Consider the following 22,219-nt stretch of genomic DNA (forward strand, 5'->3'; position numbering starts at 1 on the left):
CCGCACGCGCCGCTGACAGCGGTTCAGGCCGCGGCAGCCAGTGCGGTGCCGGTGCCGACCACGCCGCTGGCCTGCAGTTCGGCGATCTCGGCGTCGCCGTAGCCCAGCTCGCGCAGCAGTGCCAGGGTGTGTTCGCCCAGCGCGGGGGGCGGGCGCCGCAGGGGCAGGCGCTCGCCGTCCAGTGTCAGGGGCAGCAAGGCGGTGCGGGTGTCCACGGTGCGGCCGGCGCCGCTGGCGTCGGCCGGCAGCGTGACCGGGGCCAGGCCCCCGGTGGCCAGCAGGTGCGGGTCATCCAGCAGGTCCTGCGGCCGTGTGATGGGGGCGTGGGGCAGACCGATGCGTTCGAAGCGCTCGGCCAGTTCGGCCGCGCTGAACGCGGCGAAGCGCTCGCGCAGCAGGGGCAGCATCCAGGCGCGGGCTTGCACGCGGGCGTTGTTGCTGTCCAGCCGGGGATCGCTGCTCAGGTCGTCGAAACCGAAGGCCTCGCACATCAGGGCCCACTGGGTGTCGCTCACGGCGGCCAGGAAGATCTGCTCGCCACCGCGCACGCTGAAGACGTCGTACACGGCCCAGGCGCTGATGCGGCTGGGCATGGGGGCTGCGGGTCGGCCCGTCACCGCGTACTGCATCATGTGCTGGGCCACCAGCAGCACGTTGTTTTCGAACAGCGCGCTCTGCACGGCCTGGCCGCGGCCGGTCTTTTCCCGCTGCGCCAGCGCCGCCAGGGCGCCGATGGCGCCGAACATGCCGCCCATGATGTCGTTGACGCTGGTGCCCGCGCGCAGCGGCCGGCCTTCGGGGCCGGTCATGTAGGCCAGGCCGCCCATCATCTGCACCACCTCGTCGAGCGCCGTGCGGTGTTCGTAGGGGCCGGGCAGAAAGCCTTTGTGCGAGACGTAGACCAGGCGCGGGTTCAGGCGCGCGAGCGCGTCGTGGCCGAAGCCGAGGCGGTCCAGGGTGCCGCTCTTGAAGTTCTCGCTGAACACGTCGGCACCGGTGACCAGGCGCAGCACGATCTCGCGCCCGCGTGGGTCTTTCACGTCCACCGCCAGGCTCAGCTTGTTGCGGTTGAACGTGCCGAAGAAGCCGGCGCCCGAGCCCAGCAGGCGGCGCGTGCTGTCGCCGGCGATGGGCTCGACCTTGATGACCTCGGCGCCCAGATCGGCCAGGATCATGCCGCAGGTCGGGCCCATGACCATGTGGGTGAATTCCACCACCCGCAGGCCTTGCAGGGGCAGGCTGTCGGGGGCAGGGGGCGGGGTGCTCGGGTTCATGCGGCGGCCTGTCGGGGAATGGAAGGGGTGCGGGGCAGCCGGCCGTCGGCGTAGGTGAAGCCCAGCGGCAGGCCGGCTTCGGGCAGCATGCCGTAGAGCGGTTCACCGGGCAGGCCGGCGCGCAGGGGCGCGCGCGCCGCCAGCAGGGCTTCGAGGTCGACGCCGGTGGCGATGCCCATGGCTTCGAACATGAACACCAGGTCTTCGGTGACCACGTTGCCCGAGGCCCCCGGCGCGTAGGGGCAACCGCCCAGGCCGGCCTGCGAGCTGTCGAAGGTCCGCACGCCGGCCTCGTAGGCGGCCAGGCAGTTGGCCAGACCCAGGCCGCGGGTGTTGTGCAGGTGCGCGGCGCCTGCGCGTTCGCCCAGCGCGGCGCGCAGCCGGGTGAACAGGCGGCGCACCTGGGCGGGCTGCGCCATGCCGGTGGTGTCCGAGAGGCCGACCTCGTCGACCCCGGCCGCCGCAGCGGCTTCGGCCAGGCGCAGAACCTCGTCTTCGGGCACCGGCCCCTGCAGCGTGCAGCCGAATGCGGTGGACAGGCCGACCTCGATGCGCACGGCGGGTGCCTGCGCGTCGCGCAGCGCGACGATGCGGCGCAGTTCGGCCAGCATGTCGGCGCGGGTCTTGCGCACGTTGGCCAGGGAATGGGCTTCGCTGGCCGAGACCGGCAGCGTCAGCTTGTGCACGCCGGTGGCCAGCGCCGCTTCGGCGCCCTGCAGGTTGGGCACCAGGGCCATGACCGTCCAGCCGGGCAGGGCGAGGGCGTGGCGCACCACGTCGGCCACATCGGCCATCTGCGGCAGGCGCCGCGCCGGCACGAACGAGCCGATCTCGATCTCGCGCAGGCCGGCGGCGTGCAGCGCGTCGATCCAGGCGCATTTGGCGGCGGTGGGCATGACCGATTTCACGCTCTGCAGGCCATCGCGGGGGCCCACTTCACTGATGAGAACGGTGGATTCGGAGAGGGGCATGGGTGTTGATGGGTTGTTCTGAAAGATAGAATTATTAATCATTAGATAGAACAATGGTAGGGTGTGGGTCCCGGCTTGTCAAACCGGGTTTGCCGTAAGCTCGGTGCCATGCCCAGAAAGTCCGCGCTTCCTTCCGTGGCCGACGAGCAGGCCGCCCCCGGCGGGGCCGCCGCTGTCGACCGCGCCCTCAGCCTGCTGGCCGCCTTCCGCCAGGGCGACGGCGCGCTGTCGGTCACCGTTCTGGCGGAGCGCACACGGCTGTACAAAAGCACGGTGCTGCGCCTGCTCGCCTCGCTGGCGCATGCCGGGCTGGTGCAGCGCACCCCGGATGGCCTGTGGTCGCTGGGGCCCGAAGTCGCACGCCTGGCCGCGATCTATGCCGACTCGTTTTCGCTCGAAGACGTGGTGCTGCCGGAGATGCGGGCCCTGGTGCAGCGCACGCAGGAAAGTGCGTCTTTTCATGTGCGCCAGGGCGATCAGCGGCTGGTGCTGTTCCGCGTGGACTCGCCGCAGTTGCTGCGCGACCACGTGCGGGCGGGGGACCTGCTGCCGCTCGACCGCGGCGCCGGGGGGCGCATCCTCATGGCCTACACGGGCGCGCGCGGCAAGCTCTACGACGCGATCCGGCAGGACGGCCACGTGATGGTCAGCAGCGACCGGGTGCCCGGGCTGGTGGGCATTTCGGCGCCGGTCTGGAAGGCGCCGCACGAACTGGTGGGGGCCCTCACGCTGACCGCGCCGGAGTCGCGCATCCAGCCCGTCTTCGTGGACGAGGTGCGGGTGTCGGCCGCGCGCCTGTCGGCGCGGCTGGGTGGCCAGCCCGCCATCTGACGGTGCACACCGCCGCCGGGCGCTGCGCGTACCATCGCCCCATGACCCAGGATACCCAGGACCCCATCCACGAAGACCGCGTGTGGAGCGACGAGCGCTGGACGGCGCGCGTGATCAAGAACGAAGACGACGATGGTTGGGCTGTGGCCATGTACCTCGATGGCGAGCCCGAGCCCGCGCTGGTCGGCCCCTGGACCATGGGGCGCGACAAGAAGAACCCCAAGCCGCTGGACGTGAACGCCTTCAACACGCTGGTGAAAACCGCGAGCGAGGTGATCCGCCGCACCGAGCAGCAGCGCCACGCCGAACTGAACAAGAGCGTGAACCTGGTGGTGGGCGGCCGACGCGTGCGCGTGGCGCTGGCCATCGTGCCCGACGAAGAAGGCGCGACGGCCACGCTGCGAGCCACCGACGAGTACGGCGAAGAGCTGGCCCGGGTGCCGGTGCCGCCCACGTTCAAGCTGAACATCGCCAGCGCCGAGGCCTGGGTGGCTTCGGGGTTTGAAAGGCCTGCCCGATGATCGAGGGACTGGTGGCCGGCCGCCTGATGGGCGAGGCCTCGCGCCGCGTGGACAAGGCGGGGCGAGGCTATGTGGTGGCGCGCGTGCTGGCGCGCAACCGGGTGGACGACGAATACATCGTCAACGTGATCGCCTTCGACGATGCCCCCGCGGCAGCGCTGCTGGCGCTGGCCGATGGCGACGCGCTGTCGCTGGCCGGTGGACTCACGCCCAAGGTGTGGGTCGACAAGCAGGGCGTGGCGCGCCCCAGCCTGGACATGGTGGCCACGCGGGTGCTGAGCGCGCGCGACGGCGGCTGAGGTTCACTGCCGGATGCGTTTGCCGGTCTTGAACACCCACCACACGACGCCCAGGCAGGCGAACATGAACACCAGCGTCATGCCCGTGCTGACGGCGATGTGCACGTCGGCCTGCCCGTAGAAGGCCCAGCGCAGGCCGCTGATGAGGTAGACCACCGGGTTGAACAGCGACACGGTCTGCCAGGGTTCGGGCAGCATGTTGATGCTGTAGAACGCGCCGCCCAGGAAGGTCAGCGGCGTGATGACCAGCAGCGGAATCACCTGCAGCTTCTGGAAGCTGTCGGCCCACAGGCCGATGATGAAACCGAACAGGCAGAACGACACCACGGTCAGCAGCAGGAAGCCCACCATCCACACCGGGTGGGCGATGGAATAGGGCACGAAGCAGCGTGCCGTCAGCAGGATCAGCGTGCCCAGCAGCAGGCTCTTGCTGGCGGCCGCGCCCACGTAGCCCAGCAGCACCTCGACCCAGCCGACCGGCGCCGACAGCAGTTCGTAGATGGTGCCCGACCACTTGGGCATGTAGATGCCGAACGAGGCGTTGGAGATGCTTTCACTCAGCAGCGAGAGCATGAGCAGGCCGGGGATGATGTAGGCGCCGTAGTCCACGCCACCGATGTCGCCCATGCGCGAGCCGATGGCCGAGCCGAAGACGATGAAGTACAGCGAGGTGGTGAGCACCGGCGCGATCAGGCTCTGCATCCAGGTGCGGAACGCGCGGTTCATCTCGAAACGGTAGATGGCGCGAACGCCGTGCAGGTTCAGGTGCATCTCAGGCCCCCGCTTTCTGTTCGTGGACCAGGCTGACGAAGATGTCTTCGAGCGAACTTTCGCTGCTGCGCAGGTCCTTGAAGGCGATGCCCTGGGCACCCAGCGCGGCCAGCAGTTCGGCGATGCCGGTGTCTTCCTGGTGGGCGTCGAAGGTGTAGGTCAGGGTCAGGCCGTCGGGCGCCAGCGTGAGCGGCCAGCGCGAGAGCGCGTCGGGCACCGCGGCCAGCGGTTGCGGCAGCGACAGCGCGAGTTCCTTGCGGCCGAGCTGGCGCATCAGCGTGGTCTTGTCTTCGACCACGATCAGCTCGCCCTTGCGGATCACGCCGATGCGGTCGGCCATGTCTTCGGCTTCTTCGATGTAGTGCGTGGTCAGGATGATGGTGGTGCCGGCCTCGCGCAGTTCGCGCACCAGACGCCACATGTCGTGGCGCAGCTCCACGTCGACGCCCGCGCTGGGTTCGTCGAGGAACAGGATCTGCGGCTCGTGCGACAGCGCCTTGGCGATCAGCACGCGGCGCTTCATGCCGCCCGAGAGCGTCATGATCTTGTTGTCCTTCTTGTCCCAGAGCGACAGGTCTTTCAGGATTTTTTCGATCAGCGCCGGTTTGGGCGCCTGGCCGAACAGGCCGCGGCTGAAGCTGACGGTGGCCCAGACGGTTTCGAAGGCATCGGTGTGCAACTCCTGCGGCACCAGGCCGATGGCGGCGCGGGCCTGCCGGTAGTCGTGCACGATGTCGAAGCCGGCGGCGTGGATGGTGCCGCTGGTCGGCAGCGTGAGGCCGCAGACGGTGCCGATCAGCGTGGTCTTGCCAGCGCCGTTGGGGCCGAGCAGGGCAAAGATTTCGCCCCGCCGGATGTCCAGGTTGACGTTCTTGAGGGCCTGAAAACCCCCGGGGTAGGTTTTGTGCAGACCGCGGATCGCGAGGATGGTGCCGTCCGGAGACGGCGCAGAGGCGGGGAGGGACGACATCCCCGCATTCTCACCGAATACTGTTTATGCGTACAGACCGCAGGGTTGATGCGCGGCCCGGGGGCGTCAGCGCGCGGGGGGCTCGGCCGTGGTCGACAGCGGCGGCGGCAGATCGTCCCCGGCGCGCCGGCGGCGGAACAGGGCGGCGCGGGCCAGCACGATGGTGGTGACGGGGGCCGTGATCGACAGCACGATGATGATCAGCCACACGTGCAGCGCGAGCCCGGCACCGCGCGTGCTGAAGTGCAGGATGGAGCCAAAGGTGACCAGCCAGGCGGCCAGTGTGGAGGCCAGCGCCGGCGCGTGCATGCGCGAGAAGAAGTCGGGCAGGCGCCACAGGCCCAGCGCGGCGATCAGGACCACGATACCGCTGCACAGCAGCAGCAGCGCGACGATGATTTCGGGGATCGGCGGCAGGCTCATTCGATCACCTCCCCGCGCAGCAGGAATTTGGCCAGCGCCACCGAGCCGACGAAGCCGAACAGCACCATCAGCAGCGCGCCTTCGAAGTACATGGCGCTGTCGTAGCGGATGGCGAGCACCAGCATGATGAGCATGCCCACCACGTAGAGGAAGTCGAGCGCCAGCACGCGGTCCTGCGCGCTCGGGCCGCGCAGCATGCGCAGCAGCCCGATGCCCATGGACAGCACATAGAGCAGCAAGGTGGCCGTGACGGCCCAGGAGAGCAGGGGGCTCATTCGAAGATCTCCTTGAGCGGGTGCTCGTAGTCGGCCTTGAAGTGCGCGATGAACCGGGCCTCGTCGGCCAGATCGAACACGTGGATCAGCAGGGCGCTGCGGTCGGCGGACAGCTCCGACCACACGGTGCCGGGGATCACGGCCGAAATCATGGCCAGGGCGGCCAGCGCGTGCACGTCGCGCAGCTCCAGCGGCACCGTGACGAAGTGGCCGCGCGGCGGCTGCTGGCGGGCACGCACCACGCCCGCGGCGACGTCGATGGCCGAGCGCACCACGTCGCGGCCGACGCGCAGGATCAGCGCGATCAGCACGCCCCAGCGGCGCAGCGGGCCGGGTGTCGGGCGCAGCGGGCCCATCAGCAGCGGCATGGCCACGGCCACCAGCAGGCCCAGCAGGATCTGGCCCGGGCTGGTGCTGCGCACCAGCAGCAGCCAGCCGGCAAACAGGCCCAGGGACAGCCAGGGCGAAGGGATCAGGCGCTTCATGGGGCGGCTCCGGAGGCGGCCACCGGGTTGGGCACGGGCCAGGTGCCCATCACGGCGTCGATGTACTGCGTGGGGGTGTGCAGGGATTCCGCCGTGGCGCGGGTGTAGCGCAGCACCGCGTCGGCCTGCCAGACCATCGCGATCAGGGCCAGCAGCAGGCCGGCGATCGGCAGGGTCTCGACCACCCGCAGGCGCGGTGCCGGGCGGTCCTGCGTGGTCCAGAAGTGGCGGATGCCCACGCGCATCAGCGCGGTGACGGCAAACAGGCCGGCGACGATCAGCAGGGCGAACAGGGTCCAGGCTGGGGCGGTGCCGATGTCGATCAGCGTGCCCAGCATGGCGAGCTTGCCGACGAAGCCCGACAGCGGCGGCAGGCCCGCAATCACCATGGTGCAGATGATGAAGGCCACGCCCAGGAAGGCCAGCGCGGCGGGAATGGCGCGTCCGATCAGGGCTTCCTCGTCGTCGTCGAGGTTGGTGCCGGCCGGCGGCTCGGCGTCGAAGAAGGCGGGCAGGGCGTAGTTGCCGTCGTCCATTTCCGGCGGGTCGGCCTCGACCTCGCGGGCGCGTTCGAGCAGTTCGACCAGCAGGAACAGCGCACAGCCCGCCAGCGTGGAGCTGGCCAGGTAGAACAGGGCGCCGCCACTGAGCAGCGGGGTGTCGAAGCCGATGGCGGCGATCAGCGTGCCCGAAGAGGCGATCACGCTGTAGCCGGCCAGGCGCGCCAGTTGCTGCGACGCCAGCATGCCCACGGCACCGAAGGTCAGCGTGGCCAGGCCGCCCCAGATCAGCGCTTCGCCGCCGAAGCCGGCCGAGTCGCCGGCGCTTTCGGGGAAGCACAGCGTCCACAGGCGCAGGATGGCGTAGAAGCCCACCTTGGTCAGGATCGCGAACACGGCCGCCGCCGGTGTGCTGGCGGCGGCATAGGCCGGCGGCAGCCAGAAATTCAGCGGCCACAGCGCCGCCTTGGCCAGGAAGGCGATGGCCAGGATGGCCGCCCCGGCGTGCAGCAGGCCGCGGTCGCTGGCCGGCACCAGGCTGAGTTTCTGCGCCATGTCGGCCATGTTCAGCGTGCCGGTCACGCCGTAGAGCACGGCCACCCCGATGAGGAACAGCAGCGAGGCCATCAGGTTGATGGCGATGTAGTGCAGACCGGTCTTGACACGGGCTGCGCCCCCGCCGTGCAGCAGCAGGCCGTAGCTGGCGGCCAGCAGCACTTCGAAGAACACGAACAGGTTGAACAGGTCGGCGGTCAGGAAGGCGCCGTACAGGCCCATGAGCTGCAGCTGGAACAGCACATGGAAGTACACGCCGGCGTGCTGCCAGCGGGCCAGCGCATAGAGCAGCCCGGCCAGCCCGACCGCACCGGCCAGCACGGCCATCAGGGCCGAGAGCCGGTCGGCCACCAGCACGATGCCGTAGGGCACAGGCCAGTTGCCGGGCAGGTAGATGCCGAAGGCCTCGGGGCCGCCAGCCTGCACGCGCAGCAGCAGCGCGATGGCGATGCACAGGCCGGTGGTCGTGGACAGGGTGTTGACCACGGCCTTGAGCCCGCGCCGGCCTTCGCCGAACATGAGCATCAGGGCTGCCGTGGCCAGCGGCAGCAGCACAGGGGCGACGATGAGGTGGTGGGTCAGGTTCATCAGCGGCGCTCCTCCTGGCCGTCCACGTGGTCGCCGCCGGACAGGCCCCGCAGGGCCAGCAGCACGACCAGGAACAGGGCGGTGGTGGCGAAACCGATCACGATGGCCGTGAGCACCAGCGACTGCGGCAACGGGTCGGTGTAGTTGGTCAGGTTGGCCACCTGGCCCGCGCGCACGATGGGCTCTTCATCGATCGACAGGCTGCCGACGCTGAAGATGAACAGGTTGACGGCGTAGGACAGCAGCGACAGCCCGATCAGCACCTGGAAGGTCCGCGGCCGCAGCACCAGCCAGATGCCGGCGCCGGCCATGACGCCGATGGCGAGGGAGACGATCAGTTCCATCAGAGGGTCTCCTCGGTGTCGCTGGCTACGACGGCCTGGCGGCGGCGCGCACGCAGCGACTGGTGGGCAATGGCGGTGAGCAGTAGCAGGGTCGAGCCCACCACCACGGCGAACACGCCCAAGTCGAAGAAGAACGCGCTGGGCAGGTGCACGTCGCCCACCAGCGGCCAGTGCGCGTGCGCGGTGTGCGTGGTCAGGAACGGGTAGCCCAGGAACAGCGGGCCCAGGCCGGTGGCCAGCGCGAGCAGCAAGCCGAAGGCGATCCAGCGGGGCGGCAGCAGGCGCATGCGTTCTTCCACCCAGCGCGTGCCGCTGACCATGTACTGGGCGATGAAGGCGATGGCCACCACCAGGCCGGCGACAAAGCCGCCGCCCGGCTCGTTGTGGCCGCGCATGAACAGGTGGAAGGCAAACACGCCGGCCACCGGCAGCAGCAGGCGCACCAGCACTGCGGGCACTTCGAGGTAGCGCTGAGGGGTGTCACCCTCGCCCTCGGTGCGGGTCAGCAGATCGCTTTCGGTGTTTTCGGGGGCGGCCCGCTGCTGGGCCGGCTGGTCGATGACCTCGACGGGCGGGCGGAAGCGTCGCAGCAGGGCGTAGACCGTGATGCCCACAATGCCCAGCACGGTGATCTCGCCCAGCGTGTCGAAGGCCCGGAAGTCGACCAGCATCACGTTGACGATGTTGGTGCCGCCACCGAGCGGCAGCGCGTTTTCGATGAAGTAGGGCGAGATCGACAGCGGGGCGGTGCGCGTGAGCAGCGCGTAGGACAGCGCGGCCAGGCCCATGCCGACCAGCACCGCGATCAGCAGGTCGCGCCGGCGGCGCCACCAGATGAGGGCAGTGAACGGCAGCTCGTCCCGCTCGATGCGCTTGGGCATCCAGCGCAGGCCCAGCAGGAACAGCACCATGGTCACGACCTCGACCGAGAGCTGGGTGAGGGCCAGGTCGGGCGCGGAGAACCAGGCGAAGGTGATGCACAGCGCCAGCCCGACCACGCTGAGCATGATCAGGGCCGCGAGCCGGTGGAACTTGGCCTGCACGGCCGCGCCGATGGCACAGGCCCCGGCGATCACCCACAGCGCCACGAACTCCGGCGTCGCCGGCACCCGGGCGCGGTCGCCCCAGGTGAGGGGCACGATCAGGGCCGAGCCGACCCCGGCGAGCAGCGCGATGACCACCATGGCCGCGAGTTGTGGCTGCAGCCGGCGGGTGCCCGTGCGGCGCAGCAGGCGGCGGGCGCCGTCGGTGATCAGTGCCAGCGTGATCTCGAACAGGTGTTTGCCGTTGAACCAGCGCAGGCCGGGCGCCCAGCGGGCACGCCGGGACTTGAAGCGCTTGGCAAAGAGCAAGTAGGCCACCAGGCCACCGGCCGTGGCCACCAGGCTCATCACCAGCGGGGTGTTGAAGCCGTGCCAGACCGCCAGGCTGTATTCGGGCAGCGGGCCGCCCACCACCGGCTGCGCGGCCGTGGCCAGCAGCGGGCCGATGGACCAGGCCGGCAAGGTGCCGACCACGATGCAGGCCAGCACCAGCAGTTCGACCGGCACGCGCATCCAGTGCGTGGGCTCGTGCGGCACGCGGGGGCAGTCGGGCGGCGCGCCGAAGAACACGTCGTGCCCGAATCGCAGCGAATAGACCACGGCGAAGATGCCGGCCAGCGTGGCCAGGGCCGGCAGGCCGTATTCGATGGCCGGACTGGCGTGCACGAACACGGTCTCGGCGAAGAACATTTCCTTGGAGAGGAAGCCGTTGAGCAGCGGCACGCCGGCCATCGCCGCGCAGGCCACGATGGCCAGCGTGCCGGTGATCGGCATCGACTTGAACAGGCCGTCGAGCCGGCGCATGTCGCGCGTGCCGGTTTCGTGGTCGATGATGCCCACCGACATGAACAGCGAGGCCTTGAAGGTCGCGTGATTCATCATGTGGAAGACGGCGGCCACCGCGGCCAGCGGGCTGTTCATGCCCAGCAGCAGGGTGATCAGACCCAGGTGGCTGATGGTCGAATACGCCAGCAGGCCCTTGAGGTCGTTCTGGAACATGGCCGCGTAGGCGCCCAGCAGCAGGGTGGTCAGGCCGGCGCCGCCGACGATCCAGAACCACATGTCGGAGCCGGCCAGCGCGGGCCACAGGCGCGCCAGCAGAAACACACCGGCCTTGACCATGGTGGCCGAGTGCAGGTAGGCCGACACGGGCGTGGGCGCTGCCATGGCGTGCGGCAGCCAGAAATGGAAGGGGAACTGCGCACTCTTGGTCAGCGCACCCAGCAGGATCAGCGCCAGCGCCACCGGGTACAGCGCATGGGCGCGGATCTGCGCGCCGGCGGCCAGCACTTGGTCAAGCTCCAGGCTGCCGACGATGTGGCCCAGCAGCAGCACGCCGGCCAGCAGGCACAGGCCGCCGGTGGCGGTGACGGTGAAGGCCATGCGCGCACCGCGCCGGGCTTCCTTGCGGTGGGTCCAGTAACCGATGAGCAGGAACGAGAAGACGCTGGTGAGTTCCCAGAACACCACCAACTGCACCAGGTTGCCCGAGAGCACCACGCCGAGCATGGCGCCCATGAACCCGAGCAGCAGCGAATAGAAACGCGCGGCCGGGTCTTCGGGCGACAGGTAGTAGCGCGCGTAGATGATCACCAGCAGGCCCATGCCGCTGACCAGCATGGCGAACATCCAGGCAAAGCCGTCGATGCGCACGACCAGGTCCAGGCCCAGGCTGGGCAGCCAGGTCAGGCGCTCACTGATCACGCCAGCGGCCGACACCTCGGGATACAGCAGCGCCAGTGGCAATGCCACTCCCAATGCCACGGCTCCCGACCACAGCGACTCCAGGTTGCGGGCGTTTGTGGGCAGCAGCGCGGCGACCGCGCTGCCGACAAAAGGCAGCAGGAGCAACAGGAACAGGGACATGTGGCTGAGTTTAGAGGACGTTTCCAGCCATCTGGACGGGAAGAACCGTTCGGGAAAACCGAAATTTCCCGAACGGGCCTTCTGCGGCGGCCAGCGCGTTGATCCCGGCGCCGCGGTGAAGGGGGTCAGCCGGCGCGCATGTCGCCCGCGCGCTCGTAGCGCTCGTGCCAGGCCAGCGCTTCGGGCAGCACGTGGGGCGTGTGCAGCCCGCCGAAACCGCTGCGGGCCACGGCTTCGGCGCGTTCGAGGTAGTCGGTGAGCGCGTCGCGGTAGTCCGGGTGGGCGCAGCGCTCGATGATCAGGCGGGCGCGCTGGCGGGGTGCCAGGCCGCGCAGGTCGGCCAGACCCTGTTCGGTTACGATGACCTGCACGTCGTGTTCGGTGTGGTCCACGTGGCTGGCCATGGGCACGATGCAGGAGATCTTGCCGCCCTTGGCCACCGAGCCGGTCATGAAGATGGAGAGGTAGGCGTTGCGTGCGAAGTCGCCCGAGCCGCCGATGCCGTTCATGATGCGCGTGCCCATCAGGTGGGTGGAATTCACGTGGCCGTAGATGTCGGCCTCGATCATGCCGTTCATGGCGATGATGCCCAGCCGGCGGATCACCTCGGGGTGGTTGCTGATCTCCTGCGGGCGCAGCACGATGCGCTGGCGGTAGAAATCCAGGTTGTCCATGAATTCCTTGATGCCGTCCGGGCTGAGTGAGAGCGCCGTGGCCGAGGCCATGGCCATCTTGCCGGACTTGAGCATCTCCAGCATGCCGTCCTGCAGCACCTCGGTGTAGGCGGTCAGGCCGGTGTAGGGGCCGTTGTTGAGCCCGGCCATCACCGCGTTGGCGGTGTTGCCCACGCCCGACTGCAGGGGCAGCAGTTCAGGGGGCAGGCGGCCCTGCTTCACCTCGTGGCCCAGGAAGTGAATGATGTGCTCGGCGATGCGCTGCGACACGGCGTCGGGCGGCGAGAACGGCGTGACGCGGTCGGAAGCGTTGGTTTCCACCACCGCGACCACCTTGGACGGGTCCACGTGCAGATAGGCTTCGCCGATGCGGTCGCCGGGGTGCAGCAGCGGAATGGGCTTGCGGTGCGGCGGCAGTGCGGTGCCGTAATAGACGTCGTGCATGCCCTCCAGCGCGGTCGGGTGCCAGTGGTTGACCTCCAGGATCACGCGGTCGGCCTGGTCCAGCCAGGTCTTGTTGTTGCCGATCGACGAGGTGGGCACGAGGCGGCCGTCCGGCAGGATGCCGGCCACTTCCACCACCGCCACGTTGAGCTTGCCCAGGAAGCCGAACCAGACGAACTGCGCCACGTGCGAAAGGTGGATGTCGATGTATTCCATCTCGCCGGCGTTGATGCGCTGGCGGCAGGTCGGGTCGGACTGGTAGGGCAGGCGCATCTCGATGCCGCCCACCTTGGCCAGCGCGCCGTCCAGCTCGGGCGCGGTCGAGGCACCGGTCCAGACGCCGATGCGGAACGGGTCGCCGCCGGCGGCGTTCTGCCGTTCGATGTGGCGCGCCAGCGCGGCCGGCACCACCTTGGGATAGCCGGCGCCGGTGAAGCCGCTCATGCCGACGTTGTCGCCATGGCGGATCAGGGCCGCCGCCTCGTCGGCCGACATGAGTTTGGCTTGCAGGCCTGGGTGCTGGATGCGGGAAAGGGAATGCTTCAAGCGGGTCTCCGGACCGTGGGCAGGGCGGCTCAGACCCCGTCCGGCAGGCCGGTGCGGGCCCGGGGCGGGTGATCTAAGGGAAAACCCTAATTTTCGCTGCTCAGAAGGGCCGGATTTCTGGCTTGTCACATAGGCGACAAAAGATGGGGGTGAAGCAGGGCCTCCATCCAGTGCACGAAGGTCTGCAGCCGGCGCGAGAGGTGGCGCCGGTGCGGGTAGACCAGGTGCACCGGCATGGGGGCCGGCTGGGCGTCGGGCATCACCGCCACCAGCCGGCCGTCCGCGATCAGGTGTGCCACGTCGTAGGCCGGAATCTGGATCAGGCCCAGCCCGGCCAGCGCGCAGGCGATGTAGGTTTCGGCGTTGTTGGCGCTCACCCGGCAGGGCACCGTCCGGGTGCTGGTCTTGCCCTGTGCCAGCCATTCCCACGGAGCGGGGCGGTTGCTGGCCGGCGGCACATAGTCCACGGCCCAGTGGTGGTCGAGATCTTGCGGCTGAGCGGGCGTGCCGTGCCGGGCCAGGTAGTCGGGGCTGGCGCAGTTGATCAGGGCCAGTTGCCCCAGCGGGCGCGCGACCAGGCTGCTGGGTGCCAGCGTGCCGACGCGCAGCGCGCAGTCCACGCCTTCCTGCACCAGGTCGATGGTCCGGTCGCTCGACCCCAGGTCGAGCTGCAACGCGGGATGTTCGGCCAGAAAGGCCGGCAGGGCGGGCGCGACCAGTCGCCGGGCAATGCGGCTGGGCAGATCGACCCGCAGGCGGCCGCTCAGCGAGCCGGCCGAAGGGCGGAACTGGCGCTCCAGCTCGGCCATGTCGGCGATCAGCGTGCGGGCTCTCTCCAGCAGGGCCTGGCCGTCCTGGGTGAGGCTGACGCGCCGGGTCGTGCGGTGCAGCAGGCGCGCACCGAGCCGGGTTTCCAACTGCTGCAGCGCCACCGACAGGGTGGCGCGCGGCAGGTTCAGCTGTTCGGCGGCCTGGGTGAAGCTGCCGCAGTCCGCGATGCGCACGAAGATGCCGAGGTGGTCGATGCGGTCCATGCCTATTGTTTGATTTTTTTGAAAAGTAATGTGTTGAATGTCTGATTTATTTTATTTTTAACCATCAATAAGCTGCAAACCCTCTGAGTTCTTCGTTTCAGGAGTTTTTGCATGCCTTCATTGCACAGCATCCAGGGCAAGGTCGCCCTCATCGCCGGTGGCGCCAAGAACCTGGGCGGGCTGATCGCCCGCGATCTGGTGCAGCACGGCGCCCAGGCCGTTGCCATCCACTACAACAGCGCCGCCAGCCGGGCCGATGCCGAACAGACGGTGGCCGCCCTGCGGCAGGCCGGCGCCGTGGCGGTAGCGCTCCAGGGGGATCTGACGAGCGCCGCGGCGGTGGAAAAGCTCTTTGCCGACACGCTGGAAGCGGTGGGCCGGCCCCACATCGCCATCAACACCGTGGGCAAGGTGCTCAAGAAGCCGATCCTGGAGATCAGCGAGGCCGAGTACGACGCCATGAGCGACATCAACGCCAAGGCGGCGTTTTTCTTCCTCAAGGAGGCGGGGCGCCACGTCCAGGACCACGGCAAGATCGTCACGCTGGTCAGTTCGTTGCTGGGGGCGTTCACGCCGTTTTACGCGTCCTACGCGGGCACCAAGGCGCCGGTGGAGCACTTCACGCGGGCAGCGGCCAAGGAATTCGGCGCGCGCGGCATCTCGGTCACGGCCGTGGGGCCGGGCCCGATGGACACCCCGTTCTTCTACGGCCAGGAAGGGGCTGACGCGGTCGCCTACCACCGGACCGCCGCCGCGCTCTCGCCTTTCAGCCAGACCGGGCTGACCGATATCGAGGACGTGGTGCCTTTCATCCGGCATCTGGTCAGCGATGGCTGGTGGATCACCGGCCAGACCATCCTCATCAACGGTGGCTACACCACCAAGTGAGGGCGCTGGTGGCATGGCCGCAGCGCCGGGTGCGCCGGCATGCCATTTGCGTCACACTGGCGCACCGATGCTGTTTTGTTCAACAGGAGATGCTTCATGCACATGGCCATGGTGATGGGAGCCGGCGTTCTGCTGCTGGTGGTGTTCGTGCTGTTCGGCTGGCTCTGGGGCGCCAGCGCCGCGGGCATGGCGCTGGCCGCCAAGGTGTTTGTGCCGGTCTGGCTACTGGTGGCGCTGACCAATATGTGGGTCGGCGTCACCCACGCGGGCTACACCGTGCGCCAGGAGGCGCCGATCCTGCTGCTCGTGTTCGCCGTGCCGGCCGTGGTGGCCGCTGTGGTGGCGTGGCAACTCTCGCGTGCCTGAAGTCATGGCAGCGGAAGCCGGTTCGGGCAGCCTGATCCAGGTGGTGAGTCTGCTGGGCGCAGCCGTCGTGGCCGTGCCGCTGTTCAAGCGCCTGGGCCTGGGCTCGGTGCTGGGTTACCTGGCCGCGGGCCTGGCCATCGGCCCGTTCGGGGCCGGTCTGTTCACCGATCCGCAGAGCATCCTGCACACCGCCGAGCTCGGGGTGGTGATGTTCCTGTTCGTGATCGGGCTGGAGATGCGGCCTTCGCACCTGTGGAACCTGCGCCGCTCGATCTTCGGGCTGGGCAGCCTGCAGGTGGTGGTGTGCGGCGCGCTGCTCACGCTGGTGGGGGTGGCGTTCGGCTTTTCGTGGCCGGTGTCCTTCATCAGCGCCATGGGCTTCGTGCTCACGTCGACCGCCATCGTGATGCAGTTGCTGGGCGAGCGCGGCGACCTGGCCGCGCCGCGCGGGCAGAAGATCGTCGCCATCCTGCTGTTCGAGGATCTGCTGATCGTGCCGCTGCTGGCGCTGGTGGCCTTCATGGCGCCGCCCGCCGTGGGCGAGGTGGCGGCCTCGGCCGGGGCGCGCTGGACGGCGGTGGGCATGGCCCTGGCCGCCATCGGCGCGCTGGTGGCCGCCGGCTTGTGGCTGCTCAACCCGCTGTTCCGTGTGCTGGCCAATGCCAAGGCGCGCGAGGTCATGACCGCCGCCGCGCTGCTGGTGGTGCTGGGGGCGGCGCTGTTGATGCAGTTGGGTGGGCTGTCCATGGCCATGGGCGCCTTCCTGGCCGGGGTGCTGCTGTCGGAGTCGACCTTCCGCCACCAGCTGGAGGCCGACATCGAACCCTTCCGCGGCCTGCTGCTGGGCCTGTTTTTCCTGGGCGTGGGCATGTCGCTCGACCTCGCGGTGGTGGCGCGCAACTGGCCGCTCATCGTTTCGGGCGTGCTGGCGCTGATGGCCGTCAAGGCGCTGTGCATCTACGGTGTGGCGCGGCTGGCCAGGAGTTCACACGCCGACGCGCTGGACCGCGCGGTGCTGATGGCCCAGGGCGGCGAATTCGCCTTCGTGCTGTTCGCGGCGGCGCTGGCGGCCCGGGTGATCGATCCGGTGGTCAACGCCAACATGACGGCCATCGTGGTGCTGTCGATGGCGCTCACGCCGCTGACCGTGCTGCTGCACAAACGTTTTGCCCGCCAGACCGCGGTTTCGATGGACGGCGTGGAAGCGGTGGGCGAGCACACGGCCAGCGTGCTCATCGTTGGCTTCGGCCGCGTCGGCCAGATCGCCAGCCAGGGTGTGCTGGCGCGCGGGGCCTCGCTGACCATCATCGACAACGACACCCAGGTCATCCGCGACGCGCAGTCCTACGGTTTCAAGGTCTATTACGGCGACGGCAGCCGGCCCGACGTGCTGCACGCGGCCGGGGCGCATGCGGCCAGCGCGGTGCTGGTGTGCATCAACGACCGCGCCGCCGCCACGCTGATTGCCGAGATCGCCAAGGAGGCCTGCCCGCAGGCCCGCGTGCTGGTGCGCGCTTTCGACCGCGAGCACGCGATCGAGCTGGCCCACGCTGGCGCCGATTTCTTCGTGCGCGAGACCTTCGAGTCTGCCATGCTGCTGGGGCGCGAGGCTGTCATCGCCACCGGCGCGAGCGCCGAAGAGGCCGACGAGGTCATGGCCGAGGTGCGCCGCCGCGACGCGGGCCGCTTCGATCTGGAACTGGCCGGCGGCCTGTTTGCCGGTCGTGCCCTGGTGCTGCGCAACTTGGCGGACAAGGCCGCGCCCGAAGATGCCGCTCAGGCGGCCCACTGACATGACGGAAATGCCCATGCCCGACGAGGCTCAACGCGTGGTGGACTACTGGCGCCACGCCGGTGAAGAGGGCCAGTGGTTCCGCCACGACCCGGCCTTCGACCGCGACTTCCGCGAGCGCTTCCTGGCGCTGCACGAGGCCGCCGCGCGCGGCGAGCGGGATGGCTGGGCCGTCACACCGACCGGCCTGCTGGCGCTGCTGATCCTGCTGGACCAGTTTCCGCGCAACGCCTTCCGCGGCACGGCGCGCATGTACGCCACCGATGCGCGGGCCCGCCACTGGGCGCGCCGGGCGCAGGCGGTGGGCGCCATGGCGCGGGTCGAGACGGCGCTGCAACTGTTTTTCTGCCTGCCGTTTGCGCATTCCGAAGACCTGGCCGACCAGGACCTGTCGGTGGAACTCAACGACCGGCTCGGGCCCGAAGCCCGCCGCCATGCCGAAGGCCATCGCGACATCGTGCGGCGCTTCGGCCGCTTTCCGCACCGCAACCCGCTGCTGGGGCGGGAGACCACCGAAGCAGAAGCCGCGTTCCTGCGCGCCGGGGGCTTTGCGGGTTGAACGCAGGGGCCGGCACCATGGCCCCCGTGGGGGCTTTGTTCCGGATGGCCAAAGCTGTTTATACTGTTTTTTTAAACAGTATTTATGGCCGAATACCGCATTCCACCGCAGGCGATCAAGGGCCGGGGCCTGGCTTGGCACCAGCCGCACCGGTTCGAGCGCGAGGCCCGGAATGCGTTTGACGACGGCTGGGGCGGCGCGGACGGTGAGGGCGCCGCCTTCGCCGAAGTGCCGCCGCCGGCCACGCAGGTGACCTGGGAAACTGCCCGCAGCGCCATCGCCCGCAACGAGTCGCCCGACATCGGCTTCACCTACGGCCTCAACCCCTACCGCGGCTGCGAGCACGGTTGCATCTACTGCTACGCGCGCCCCAGTCACAGCTACCTGAACCTGTCGCCGGGGCTGGATTTTGAAACGCGCCTTATCGCCAAACGCGGGCTGGCGGAACGCCTGCGCGACGAATTGCTGGCGCCCCGCTACGTACCCGAACGCCTGGCCGTGGGCACCGTGACCGATGCCTACCAGCCGGTGGAGCGCGAACTGCGGCTGACCCGCGCCGCGCTGTCGGTGCTGCACGCAGCCAGCCATCCGCTGGCCATGGTGACCAAGGGCAGCGGGGTCGAGCGCGATCTGGACCTGCTCGCCCCGATGGGGCAGCAGCGGCTGGCGGCGGTGTACGTCACCATCACCACGCTCGATGCGGCGCTGGCCCGCCGGCTGGAGCCGCGTGCCGCCGCACCGCACCGGCGCCTGCGCACCATCCGCACGCTGGCCGACGCCGGGGTGCCGGTGGGGGTGAGCGTCTCGCCGCAGATTCCCTTCATCAACGACGACATGGAGCAGGTGCTCGAAGCCGCGGCCGATGCCGGTGCGCGCGCGGCCTTCTACCAGGTGCTGCGCCTGCCCTGGGAACTGGCGCCGATGTTCCGCGACTGGCTGGCGCTGCATTACCCGGACCGTGCCGCGCGCGTGATGGCGCGCATGCACGACCTGCGCGGCGGCAAGGACTACGACGCCGATTTCGCCACGCGCATGAAGGGGCAGGGCGTGTGGGCCGATCTGCTGCGCCAGCGCTTCGCCAAGGCCTGCGCGCGCCTGGGCCTCAACCGCGATAGCGAACCGCTGGACCTGAGCCGCTTCCGGCCGGCGGCGCTGCGGGGGCAGGCCGATCTGTTCTGAGCGGGTGTGCCGCTATGCCGCGGCGGCCGCATGGCCCGCCCGGTCGCCGTGCGCGGTCAGCAGGGCGCAGGCGTCGTCGCGCCAGTGGTGGATGGCGGTGTAGAAGCCTTCCCACACGCAACCGTTGCAGCCGCGGCCGCAGCAGGTGGTGGGCTCGGGCGGTGGCCGGCGCAGCGCGGTGTCCAGATCCAGGCCGCGCTGGTGGGCCTGGGCACGCAGGTGGGCCACCACGGCGCGGGCGGTGGGCAGGTCGGCCAGCAGCAGACCGGCCGGGTCGCGGCGCACGAAACGGGGCTGGGCGCGGCCTTCGAAGACGCCGCTTTCACCGAACATGGCGGCCGGCCGCACCCAGAGCCCGAAGCCGCCATAGAGCGCGCGGTACAGCGTCATGCCCTGCAGGGTTTCGCTGCAGCGCACGGTGTCGAGCACCTCGTACCAGCCGCCCTTGTAATGGCGGTACAGGCCGGGCGGGGTGGGCAGCAGCGGGGGCAAATCCGTGTCGGAGGCGCTCATTTCGGTGATCCGGGGGGCTGCGTCCGGCGCGGGGGATTTTGTCCAGGCGCGCGGTGGTGCAGAAGGGGCTTCACTCCAGGCCCAGCCGGCCGAGCCGGTGCGCCAGGTCCACCGCCGAACCCACCTGCAGCTTCTCGAAGATGTTGGCACGGTGGAATTCCACCGTGCGCTGGGCGATGCCCAGGTGGTCGGCGATGTTCTTGTTGTAGTGCCCCTGCAGCACCTCGCGCAGCACCTCGCGCTCGCGCGCGCTCAGCGCCGCCAGGGCCTGCTGCATCCGCAGCCGTTCCTGTTCGTGCTGCACCAGCTCCACGGCGGCCAGCCGCGCGGCTTCCACCTTGTCGACCAGCAGGTTGTTCTGGAACGGCTTTTCCAGGAAATCCCAGGCGCCGTTTTTCACCGCGGCCACGGCCATGCCGACATCGCCGTGGCCGGTGAGAAAGAGCACCGGCCAGGGCCAGGCCAGGGCCTTGAGCTGCTCGAAGGTGGCCAGGCCCGACAGCGGCTCCATGCGGATGTCCAGCAGCACCACGGCGCATTCGCGCGTCTGGGTGCCGCTGTGCAGGGCCTGGAGGAAGGCGTCGCCACCGGCCCAGCTGCGTGTGGGCAGGCCGCGCGATTCCAGCAGCCAGACCAGGCCTTCGCGAAAGTCCGGGTCGTCGTCGACCACGTGGACGGGAGGGTTCAGGGATTCAGGGGCAACCACAGGGTGAATTGTGCGCCCTGCAGGGTGGGGCTGTCGCTCACCTCGATCCGGCCGTGGTGCGCTTCCACGATGGAGCGGCAGATGGCCAGGCCCATGCCCATGCCGCCGGGCTTGCCGCTGGCGAAGGCGTCGAAGATCCGGGCGCGCTGCTCGGCCGGCACGCCGGGGCCGCTGTCGGCCACGCAGATGCCAACCTGGCCGCCGGGGGCCTCGCTGTCGCCGGGGATGATCGCCACCTGCACGCGGCCGGGCGGGCGCGGTCCCTGGCGGGCCCATTCGCCGGCGTTGAGCACCAGGTTGTGCAGCGCGTTTTCCAGCAGCAGCGCGTCGGCCGGCACCACCGGCCCTTCACCGATCGGCAGGCGCAGGTCGAGCTGCACGCCCTCGGGCAGGGTCGTGCCCAGGGCCACGCGCTCGACAAACGGCGCCAGCGTCAGGGGCTGGCGGCGCATTTCCTGGCGGCGCGCGAAGGCGTTCACCCGGTGGATCACATGGCCGGCCTTTTCGGCCATGCGTTCGATGCGTTCGACCACGGGCACGATGTCGTCGTAGCCGATGCGGCGCTCGCGCATGCGGTTGAGCAGGCCGGTGGCGAAGCTGCTGAGCGCGCCCAGCGGCTGGTTCAACTCGTGCGCGAGGGTGGAGGCCACCTCGCCCACGGCCACCAGGCGTGCCGAGGCTTCGAGCAGCTCCTGCTGGCGCGCGGCCAGGCGTTCGACGCGGCGGCGTTCGGTGAGGTCGAGCACCGAGCCGACCCAGCCGACCACGGTGCCGTCGGCCAGCACCAACGGGGCGCTGTGTGTGAGCACGTCGATGCGGTGGCCTTCGCGGTGCAGCAGTTGCAGCGCCTGGCCGGCCTGCTGCAGCTCGGGCTCGGTGGCGCCGTGGCGCATACGCTGGAATTCGTCGCCCTGTTCGGGCGGCCAGTAGGGCGGGGGCTGGTCGGGCGGGCGGGCCGGGTCGGTCAGCACCGGTGCGGGCCAGCCGACCAGGCGGGTGAAGGCCGGGTTGGCGTAGAGCAGGCGGCCTGCGGTGTCCCAGGCGCGCAGGCCCAGCGTGACCGAGCGTTCCATGGCCGTGCGCAGCGCCAACTGGGTCTGCAGCCGGGCTTCGGCCCGCTGGCGCCGCAGGGTGTCGCGCCACAGGCGCCACAGCGCCAGCAGCATGCCCACCAGGCAGATCAGGGCGACCACGAAGAACAGGCGCGGGGCCAGCGGCGCCTGCCGGCCCAGCAGGTCCACCTGCAGGCGCCACTGGGCACCGGGCAGGTTGATCGGCGCGAGAAAGCGCGCGCGCGGACCGGCGGCGGCCAGGGCGGAGCCACCGTCGTCGCCGGCGCTGCTCAGGCGGTGGTCCTGCAGGAACCAATCGGGAATCAGGCGCGCCAGCACCTGATCGACCGAGACGGCGGCCACGTAGTCGCCGGTGAAGCGACCCTGCTCGAACTGCGGCACGGCCAGCCACAGCAGCGGCTGGCCGTCGGGGCCGGGCAGCGGGCCGGCGTGCGCGGTGCGTTGCAGCCCGCGGGTGGTGTCGAGCAGCAGGGCCAGCGCGTTCGCGCTCTCGCCGCCCCTGGCCAGGGCCTGCAGGCCGGCGGGCCAGTTGCCGGCCTCGGCCGCACGGCCGTCGCCGGCCGGCACCCAGCCGTGGAAGACCACCAGGTCCGGTTGCTGCCACCAGAGGCCTGCGGGTTGTGCGCGGGCGGAGGGCGTGCCTGGTGCGGGGCGTTGGGCCAGGGCGCCCAGGTCGTTTTCCAGGCGGCGGAAATGGAAGCGCAGGGTCTGGTCCAGCCATTCCGCATC

At 69.8% G+C, this 22,219-nt stretch carries 22 protein-coding genes and 2 pseudogenes; 8 read left to right on the forward strand and 16 right to left on the reverse strand.

The annotated features are described in order from the left end of the window. Positions 1–56 precede the first annotated feature (56 nt). Positions 57–1,274: pseudogene (locus QQK43_RS18900) on the reverse strand (CaiB/BaiF CoA transferase family protein); the annotation flags it as partial. Beyond that, positions 1,271–2,245, reverse strand: a complete 975-nt coding sequence (locus tag QQK43_RS18905; RefSeq protein ID WP_284309002.1) for a hydroxymethylglutaryl-CoA lyase — start codon at positions 2,243–2,245, stop codon at positions 1,271–1,273. The pseudogene QQK43_RS18900 and the gene QQK43_RS18905, both read right to left, overlap by 4 nt. Before the next feature lie 108 nt (positions 2,246–2,353). Between QQK43_RS18905 and QQK43_RS18910 the strand changes: the two genes are divergently transcribed. From QQK43_RS18910 to QQK43_RS18920, 3 genes are read left to right on the forward strand one after another with little or no spacing between them, the layout of a single operon-like run. Then, positions 2,354–3,076: an IclR family transcriptional regulator gene (locus tag QQK43_RS18910; protein ID WP_284309003.1), complete on the forward strand. Its 723-nt coding sequence runs from the start codon at positions 2,354–2,356 to the stop codon at positions 3,074–3,076. 41 nt (positions 3,077–3,117) lie between these two features. Next, entirely contained in the window at positions 3,118–3,597 is a 480-nt protein-coding gene (locus QQK43_RS18915) for a hypothetical protein (RefSeq protein ID WP_284309004.1), read from the forward strand. Continuing rightward, complete coding sequence (locus QQK43_RS18920) at positions 3,594–3,896, forward strand: single-stranded DNA-binding protein (protein WP_284309005.1); 303 nt, start codon at positions 3,594–3,596, stop codon at positions 3,894–3,896. The genes QQK43_RS18915 and QQK43_RS18920 overlap by 4 nt, the downstream gene beginning before the upstream one ends. 3 nt (positions 3,897–3,899) lie before the next feature. Here the strand turns inward: QQK43_RS18920 and QQK43_RS18925 are convergent, their stop codons facing one another. From QQK43_RS18925 to QQK43_RS18970, 10 genes are all read right to left on the reverse strand, one after another. Further along, positions 3,900–4,667 carry an ABC transporter permease gene (locus QQK43_RS18925; protein WP_370465314.1) on the reverse strand — a complete coding sequence of 256 codons (768 nt, stop codon included), beginning with the start codon at positions 4,665–4,667 and terminating at the stop codon, positions 3,900–3,902. A gap of 1 nt (position 4,668) precedes the next feature. Further along, on the reverse strand, positions 4,669–5,637 hold the full coding sequence (locus tag QQK43_RS18930; protein ID WP_284309006.1) for an ABC transporter ATP-binding protein: 969 nt from the start codon (positions 5,635–5,637) through the stop codon (positions 4,669–4,671). A gap of 66 nt (positions 5,638–5,703) precedes the next feature. Then, positions 5,704–6,060 (reverse strand): monovalent cation/H(+) antiporter subunit G, encoded by a 357-nt coding sequence (gene mnhG, locus QQK43_RS18935; protein ID WP_234263855.1) that lies wholly within the window; start codon positions 6,058–6,060, stop codon positions 5,704–5,706. Next, positions 6,057–6,335, reverse strand: a complete 279-nt coding sequence (locus QQK43_RS18940; RefSeq protein WP_234263854.1) for a K+/H+ antiporter subunit F — start codon at positions 6,333–6,335, stop codon at positions 6,057–6,059. Before QQK43_RS18940 ends, mnhG begins: the two co-directional genes overlap by 4 nt. After that, positions 6,332–6,820, reverse strand: a complete 489-nt coding sequence (locus tag QQK43_RS18945) for a Na+/H+ antiporter subunit E (RefSeq protein ID WP_284309007.1) — start codon at positions 6,818–6,820, stop codon at positions 6,332–6,334. The genes QQK43_RS18940 and QQK43_RS18945 overlap by 4 nt, the downstream gene beginning before the upstream one ends. Continuing rightward, entirely contained in the window at positions 6,817–8,463 is a 1,647-nt protein-coding gene (locus QQK43_RS18950; protein ID WP_234263851.1) for a monovalent cation/H+ antiporter subunit D, read from the reverse strand. Before QQK43_RS18950 ends, QQK43_RS18945 begins: the two co-directional genes overlap by 4 nt. Next, positions 8,463–8,807 carry a Na+/H+ antiporter subunit C gene (locus tag QQK43_RS18955; RefSeq protein WP_234263850.1) on the reverse strand — a complete coding sequence of 115 codons (345 nt, stop codon included), beginning with the start codon at positions 8,805–8,807 and terminating at the stop codon, positions 8,463–8,465. Before QQK43_RS18955 ends, QQK43_RS18950 begins: the two co-directional genes overlap by 1 nt. Then, positions 8,807–11,716, reverse strand: a complete 2,910-nt coding sequence (locus tag QQK43_RS18960; RefSeq protein WP_284309008.1) for a monovalent cation/H+ antiporter subunit A — start codon at positions 11,714–11,716, stop codon at positions 8,807–8,809. Before QQK43_RS18960 ends, QQK43_RS18955 begins: the two co-directional genes overlap by 1 nt. 125 nt (positions 11,717–11,841) lie before the next feature. Further along, the gene (gene scpC, locus QQK43_RS18965) at positions 11,842–13,380 is read right to left on the reverse strand and encodes a succinyl-CoA:acetate CoA-transferase ScpC (RefSeq protein ID WP_267966342.1); all 1,539 of its coding nucleotides are present in this window, start codon (positions 13,378–13,380) and stop codon (positions 11,842–11,844) included. 125 nt (positions 13,381–13,505) lie between these two features. Next, the gene (locus QQK43_RS18970) at positions 13,506–14,414 is read right to left on the reverse strand and encodes a LysR family transcriptional regulator (protein ID WP_284309009.1); all 909 of its coding nucleotides are present in this window, start codon (positions 14,412–14,414) and stop codon (positions 13,506–13,508) included. A 111-nt stretch (positions 14,415–14,525) separates the two neighbouring features. Between QQK43_RS18970 and QQK43_RS18975 the strand changes: the two genes are divergently transcribed. The 5 genes from QQK43_RS18975 to QQK43_RS18995 all read left to right on the forward strand — a co-directional run bounded on the left by QQK43_RS18975 (position 14,526) and on the right by QQK43_RS18995 (position 19,198). Next, positions 14,526–15,302 carry an SDR family oxidoreductase gene (locus QQK43_RS18975; RefSeq protein ID WP_284309010.1) on the forward strand — a complete coding sequence of 259 codons (777 nt, stop codon included), beginning with the start codon at positions 14,526–14,528 and terminating at the stop codon, positions 15,300–15,302. Positions 15,303–15,398: 96 nt separating this feature from the next. Beyond that, positions 15,399–15,668: a hypothetical protein gene (locus tag QQK43_RS18980; protein ID WP_234263844.1), complete on the forward strand. Its 270-nt coding sequence runs from the start codon at positions 15,399–15,401 to the stop codon at positions 15,666–15,668. 4 nt (positions 15,669–15,672) lie between these two features. Beyond that, positions 15,673–17,460 carry a monovalent cation:proton antiporter-2 (CPA2) family protein gene (locus QQK43_RS18985; RefSeq protein ID WP_284309012.1) on the forward strand — a complete coding sequence of 596 codons (1,788 nt, stop codon included), beginning with the start codon at positions 15,673–15,675 and terminating at the stop codon, positions 17,458–17,460. 16 nt (positions 17,461–17,476) lie between these two features. Next, the gene (locus tag QQK43_RS18990; RefSeq protein ID WP_284309013.1) at positions 17,477–18,019 is read left to right on the forward strand and encodes a DUF924 family protein; all 543 of its coding nucleotides are present in this window, start codon (positions 17,477–17,479) and stop codon (positions 18,017–18,019) included. Positions 18,020–18,103: 84 nt separating this feature from the next. Next, entirely contained in the window at positions 18,104–19,198 is a 1,095-nt protein-coding gene (locus QQK43_RS18995; protein WP_284309014.1) for a PA0069 family radical SAM protein, read from the forward strand. Positions 19,199–19,210: 12 nt separating this feature from the next. On the opposite strand, the gene QQK43_RS19000 is transcribed toward QQK43_RS18995, so the two are convergent. From QQK43_RS19000 to QQK43_RS19015, 4 genes and pseudogenes are all read right to left on the reverse strand, one after another. Beyond that, positions 19,211–19,483: an oxidoreductase-like domain-containing protein gene (locus QQK43_RS19000; RefSeq protein WP_370465315.1), complete on the reverse strand. Its 273-nt coding sequence runs from the start codon at positions 19,481–19,483 to the stop codon at positions 19,211–19,213. Then, a pseudogene (locus QQK43_RS19005) lies at positions 19,478–19,711 on the reverse strand (DUF1653 domain-containing protein); the annotation flags it as partial. The gene QQK43_RS19000 and the pseudogene QQK43_RS19005, both read right to left, overlap by 6 nt. A 70-nt stretch (positions 19,712–19,781) precedes the next feature. Then, on the reverse strand, positions 19,782–20,417 hold the full coding sequence (locus QQK43_RS19010; RefSeq protein WP_234263838.1) for a response regulator transcription factor: 636 nt from the start codon (positions 20,415–20,417) through the stop codon (positions 19,782–19,784). Then, the coding region (locus tag QQK43_RS19015; protein ID WP_284309015.1) for a sensor histidine kinase at positions 20,396–22,219 on the reverse strand (1,824 nt) is incomplete at its 5' end. The genes QQK43_RS19010 and QQK43_RS19015, both read right to left, overlap by 22 nt.

It is taken from the genome of Hydrogenophaga electricum (assembly GCF_030160815.1).
Lineage (GTDB): Bacteria > Pseudomonadota > Gammaproteobacteria > Burkholderiales > Burkholderiaceae_C > Hydrogenophaga > Hydrogenophaga electricum.

Bases quoted from the DNA above. Each gene is read 5' to 3' on its own strand.
- QQK43_RS18995 (WP_284309014.1), top strand. From the start codon at position 18,104: ATGGCCGAATACCGCATTCCACCGCAGGCGATCAAGGGCCGGGGCCTG.
- QQK43_RS18950 (WP_234263851.1), bottom strand. From the start codon at position 8,463: ATGAACCTGACCCACCACCTCATCGTCGCCCCTGTGCTGCTGCCGCTG.
- QQK43_RS18985 (WP_284309012.1), top strand. From the start codon at position 15,673: ATGGCAGCGGAAGCCGGTTCGGGCAGCCTGATCCAGGTGGTGAGTCTG.
- mnhG (WP_234263855.1), bottom strand. From the start codon at position 6,060: ATGAGCCTGCCGCCGATCCCCGAAATCATCGTCGCGCTGCTGCTGCTG.
- QQK43_RS18910 (WP_284309003.1), top strand. From the start codon at position 2,354: ATGCCCAGAAAGTCCGCGCTTCCTTCCGTGGCCGACGAGCAGGCCGCC.
- QQK43_RS18940 (WP_234263854.1), bottom strand. From the start codon at position 6,335: ATGAGCCCCCTGCTCTCCTGGGCCGTCACGGCCACCTTGCTGCTCTAT.
- QQK43_RS18905 (WP_284309002.1), bottom strand. From the start codon at position 2,245: ATGCCCCTCTCCGAATCCACCGTTCTCATCAGTGAAGTGGGCCCCCGC.
- QQK43_RS18980 (WP_234263844.1), top strand. From the start codon at position 15,399: ATGCACATGGCCATGGTGATGGGAGCCGGCGTTCTGCTGCTGGTGGTG.
- QQK43_RS18930 (WP_284309006.1), bottom strand. From the start codon at position 5,637: ATGTCGTCCCTCCCCGCCTCTGCGCCGTCTCCGGACGGCACCATCCTC.
- QQK43_RS18960 (WP_284309008.1), bottom strand. From the start codon at position 11,716: ATGTCCCTGTTCCTGTTGCTCCTGCTGCCTTTTGTCGGCAGCGCGGTC.
- QQK43_RS18975 (WP_284309010.1), top strand. From the start codon at position 14,526: ATGCCTTCATTGCACAGCATCCAGGGCAAGGTCGCCCTCATCGCCGGT.
- QQK43_RS18915 (WP_284309004.1), top strand. From the start codon at position 3,118: ATGACCCAGGATACCCAGGACCCCATCCACGAAGACCGCGTGTGGAGC.
- QQK43_RS18970 (WP_284309009.1), bottom strand. From the start codon at position 14,414: ATGGACCGCATCGACCACCTCGGCATCTTCGTGCGCATCGCGGACTGC.
- QQK43_RS18945 (WP_284309007.1), bottom strand. From the start codon at position 6,820: ATGAAGCGCCTGATCCCTTCGCCCTGGCTGTCCCTGGGCCTGTTTGCC.
- QQK43_RS18955 (WP_234263850.1), bottom strand. From the start codon at position 8,807: ATGGAACTGATCGTCTCCCTCGCCATCGGCGTCATGGCCGGCGCCGGC.
- QQK43_RS18990 (WP_284309013.1), top strand. From the start codon at position 17,477: ATGCCCGACGAGGCTCAACGCGTGGTGGACTACTGGCGCCACGCCGGT.
- QQK43_RS18920 (WP_284309005.1), top strand. From the start codon at position 3,594: ATGATCGAGGGACTGGTGGCCGGCCGCCTGATGGGCGAGGCCTCGCGC.
- QQK43_RS18925 (WP_370465314.1), bottom strand. From the start codon at position 4,667: ATGCACCTGAACCTGCACGGCGTTCGCGCCATCTACCGTTTCGAGATG.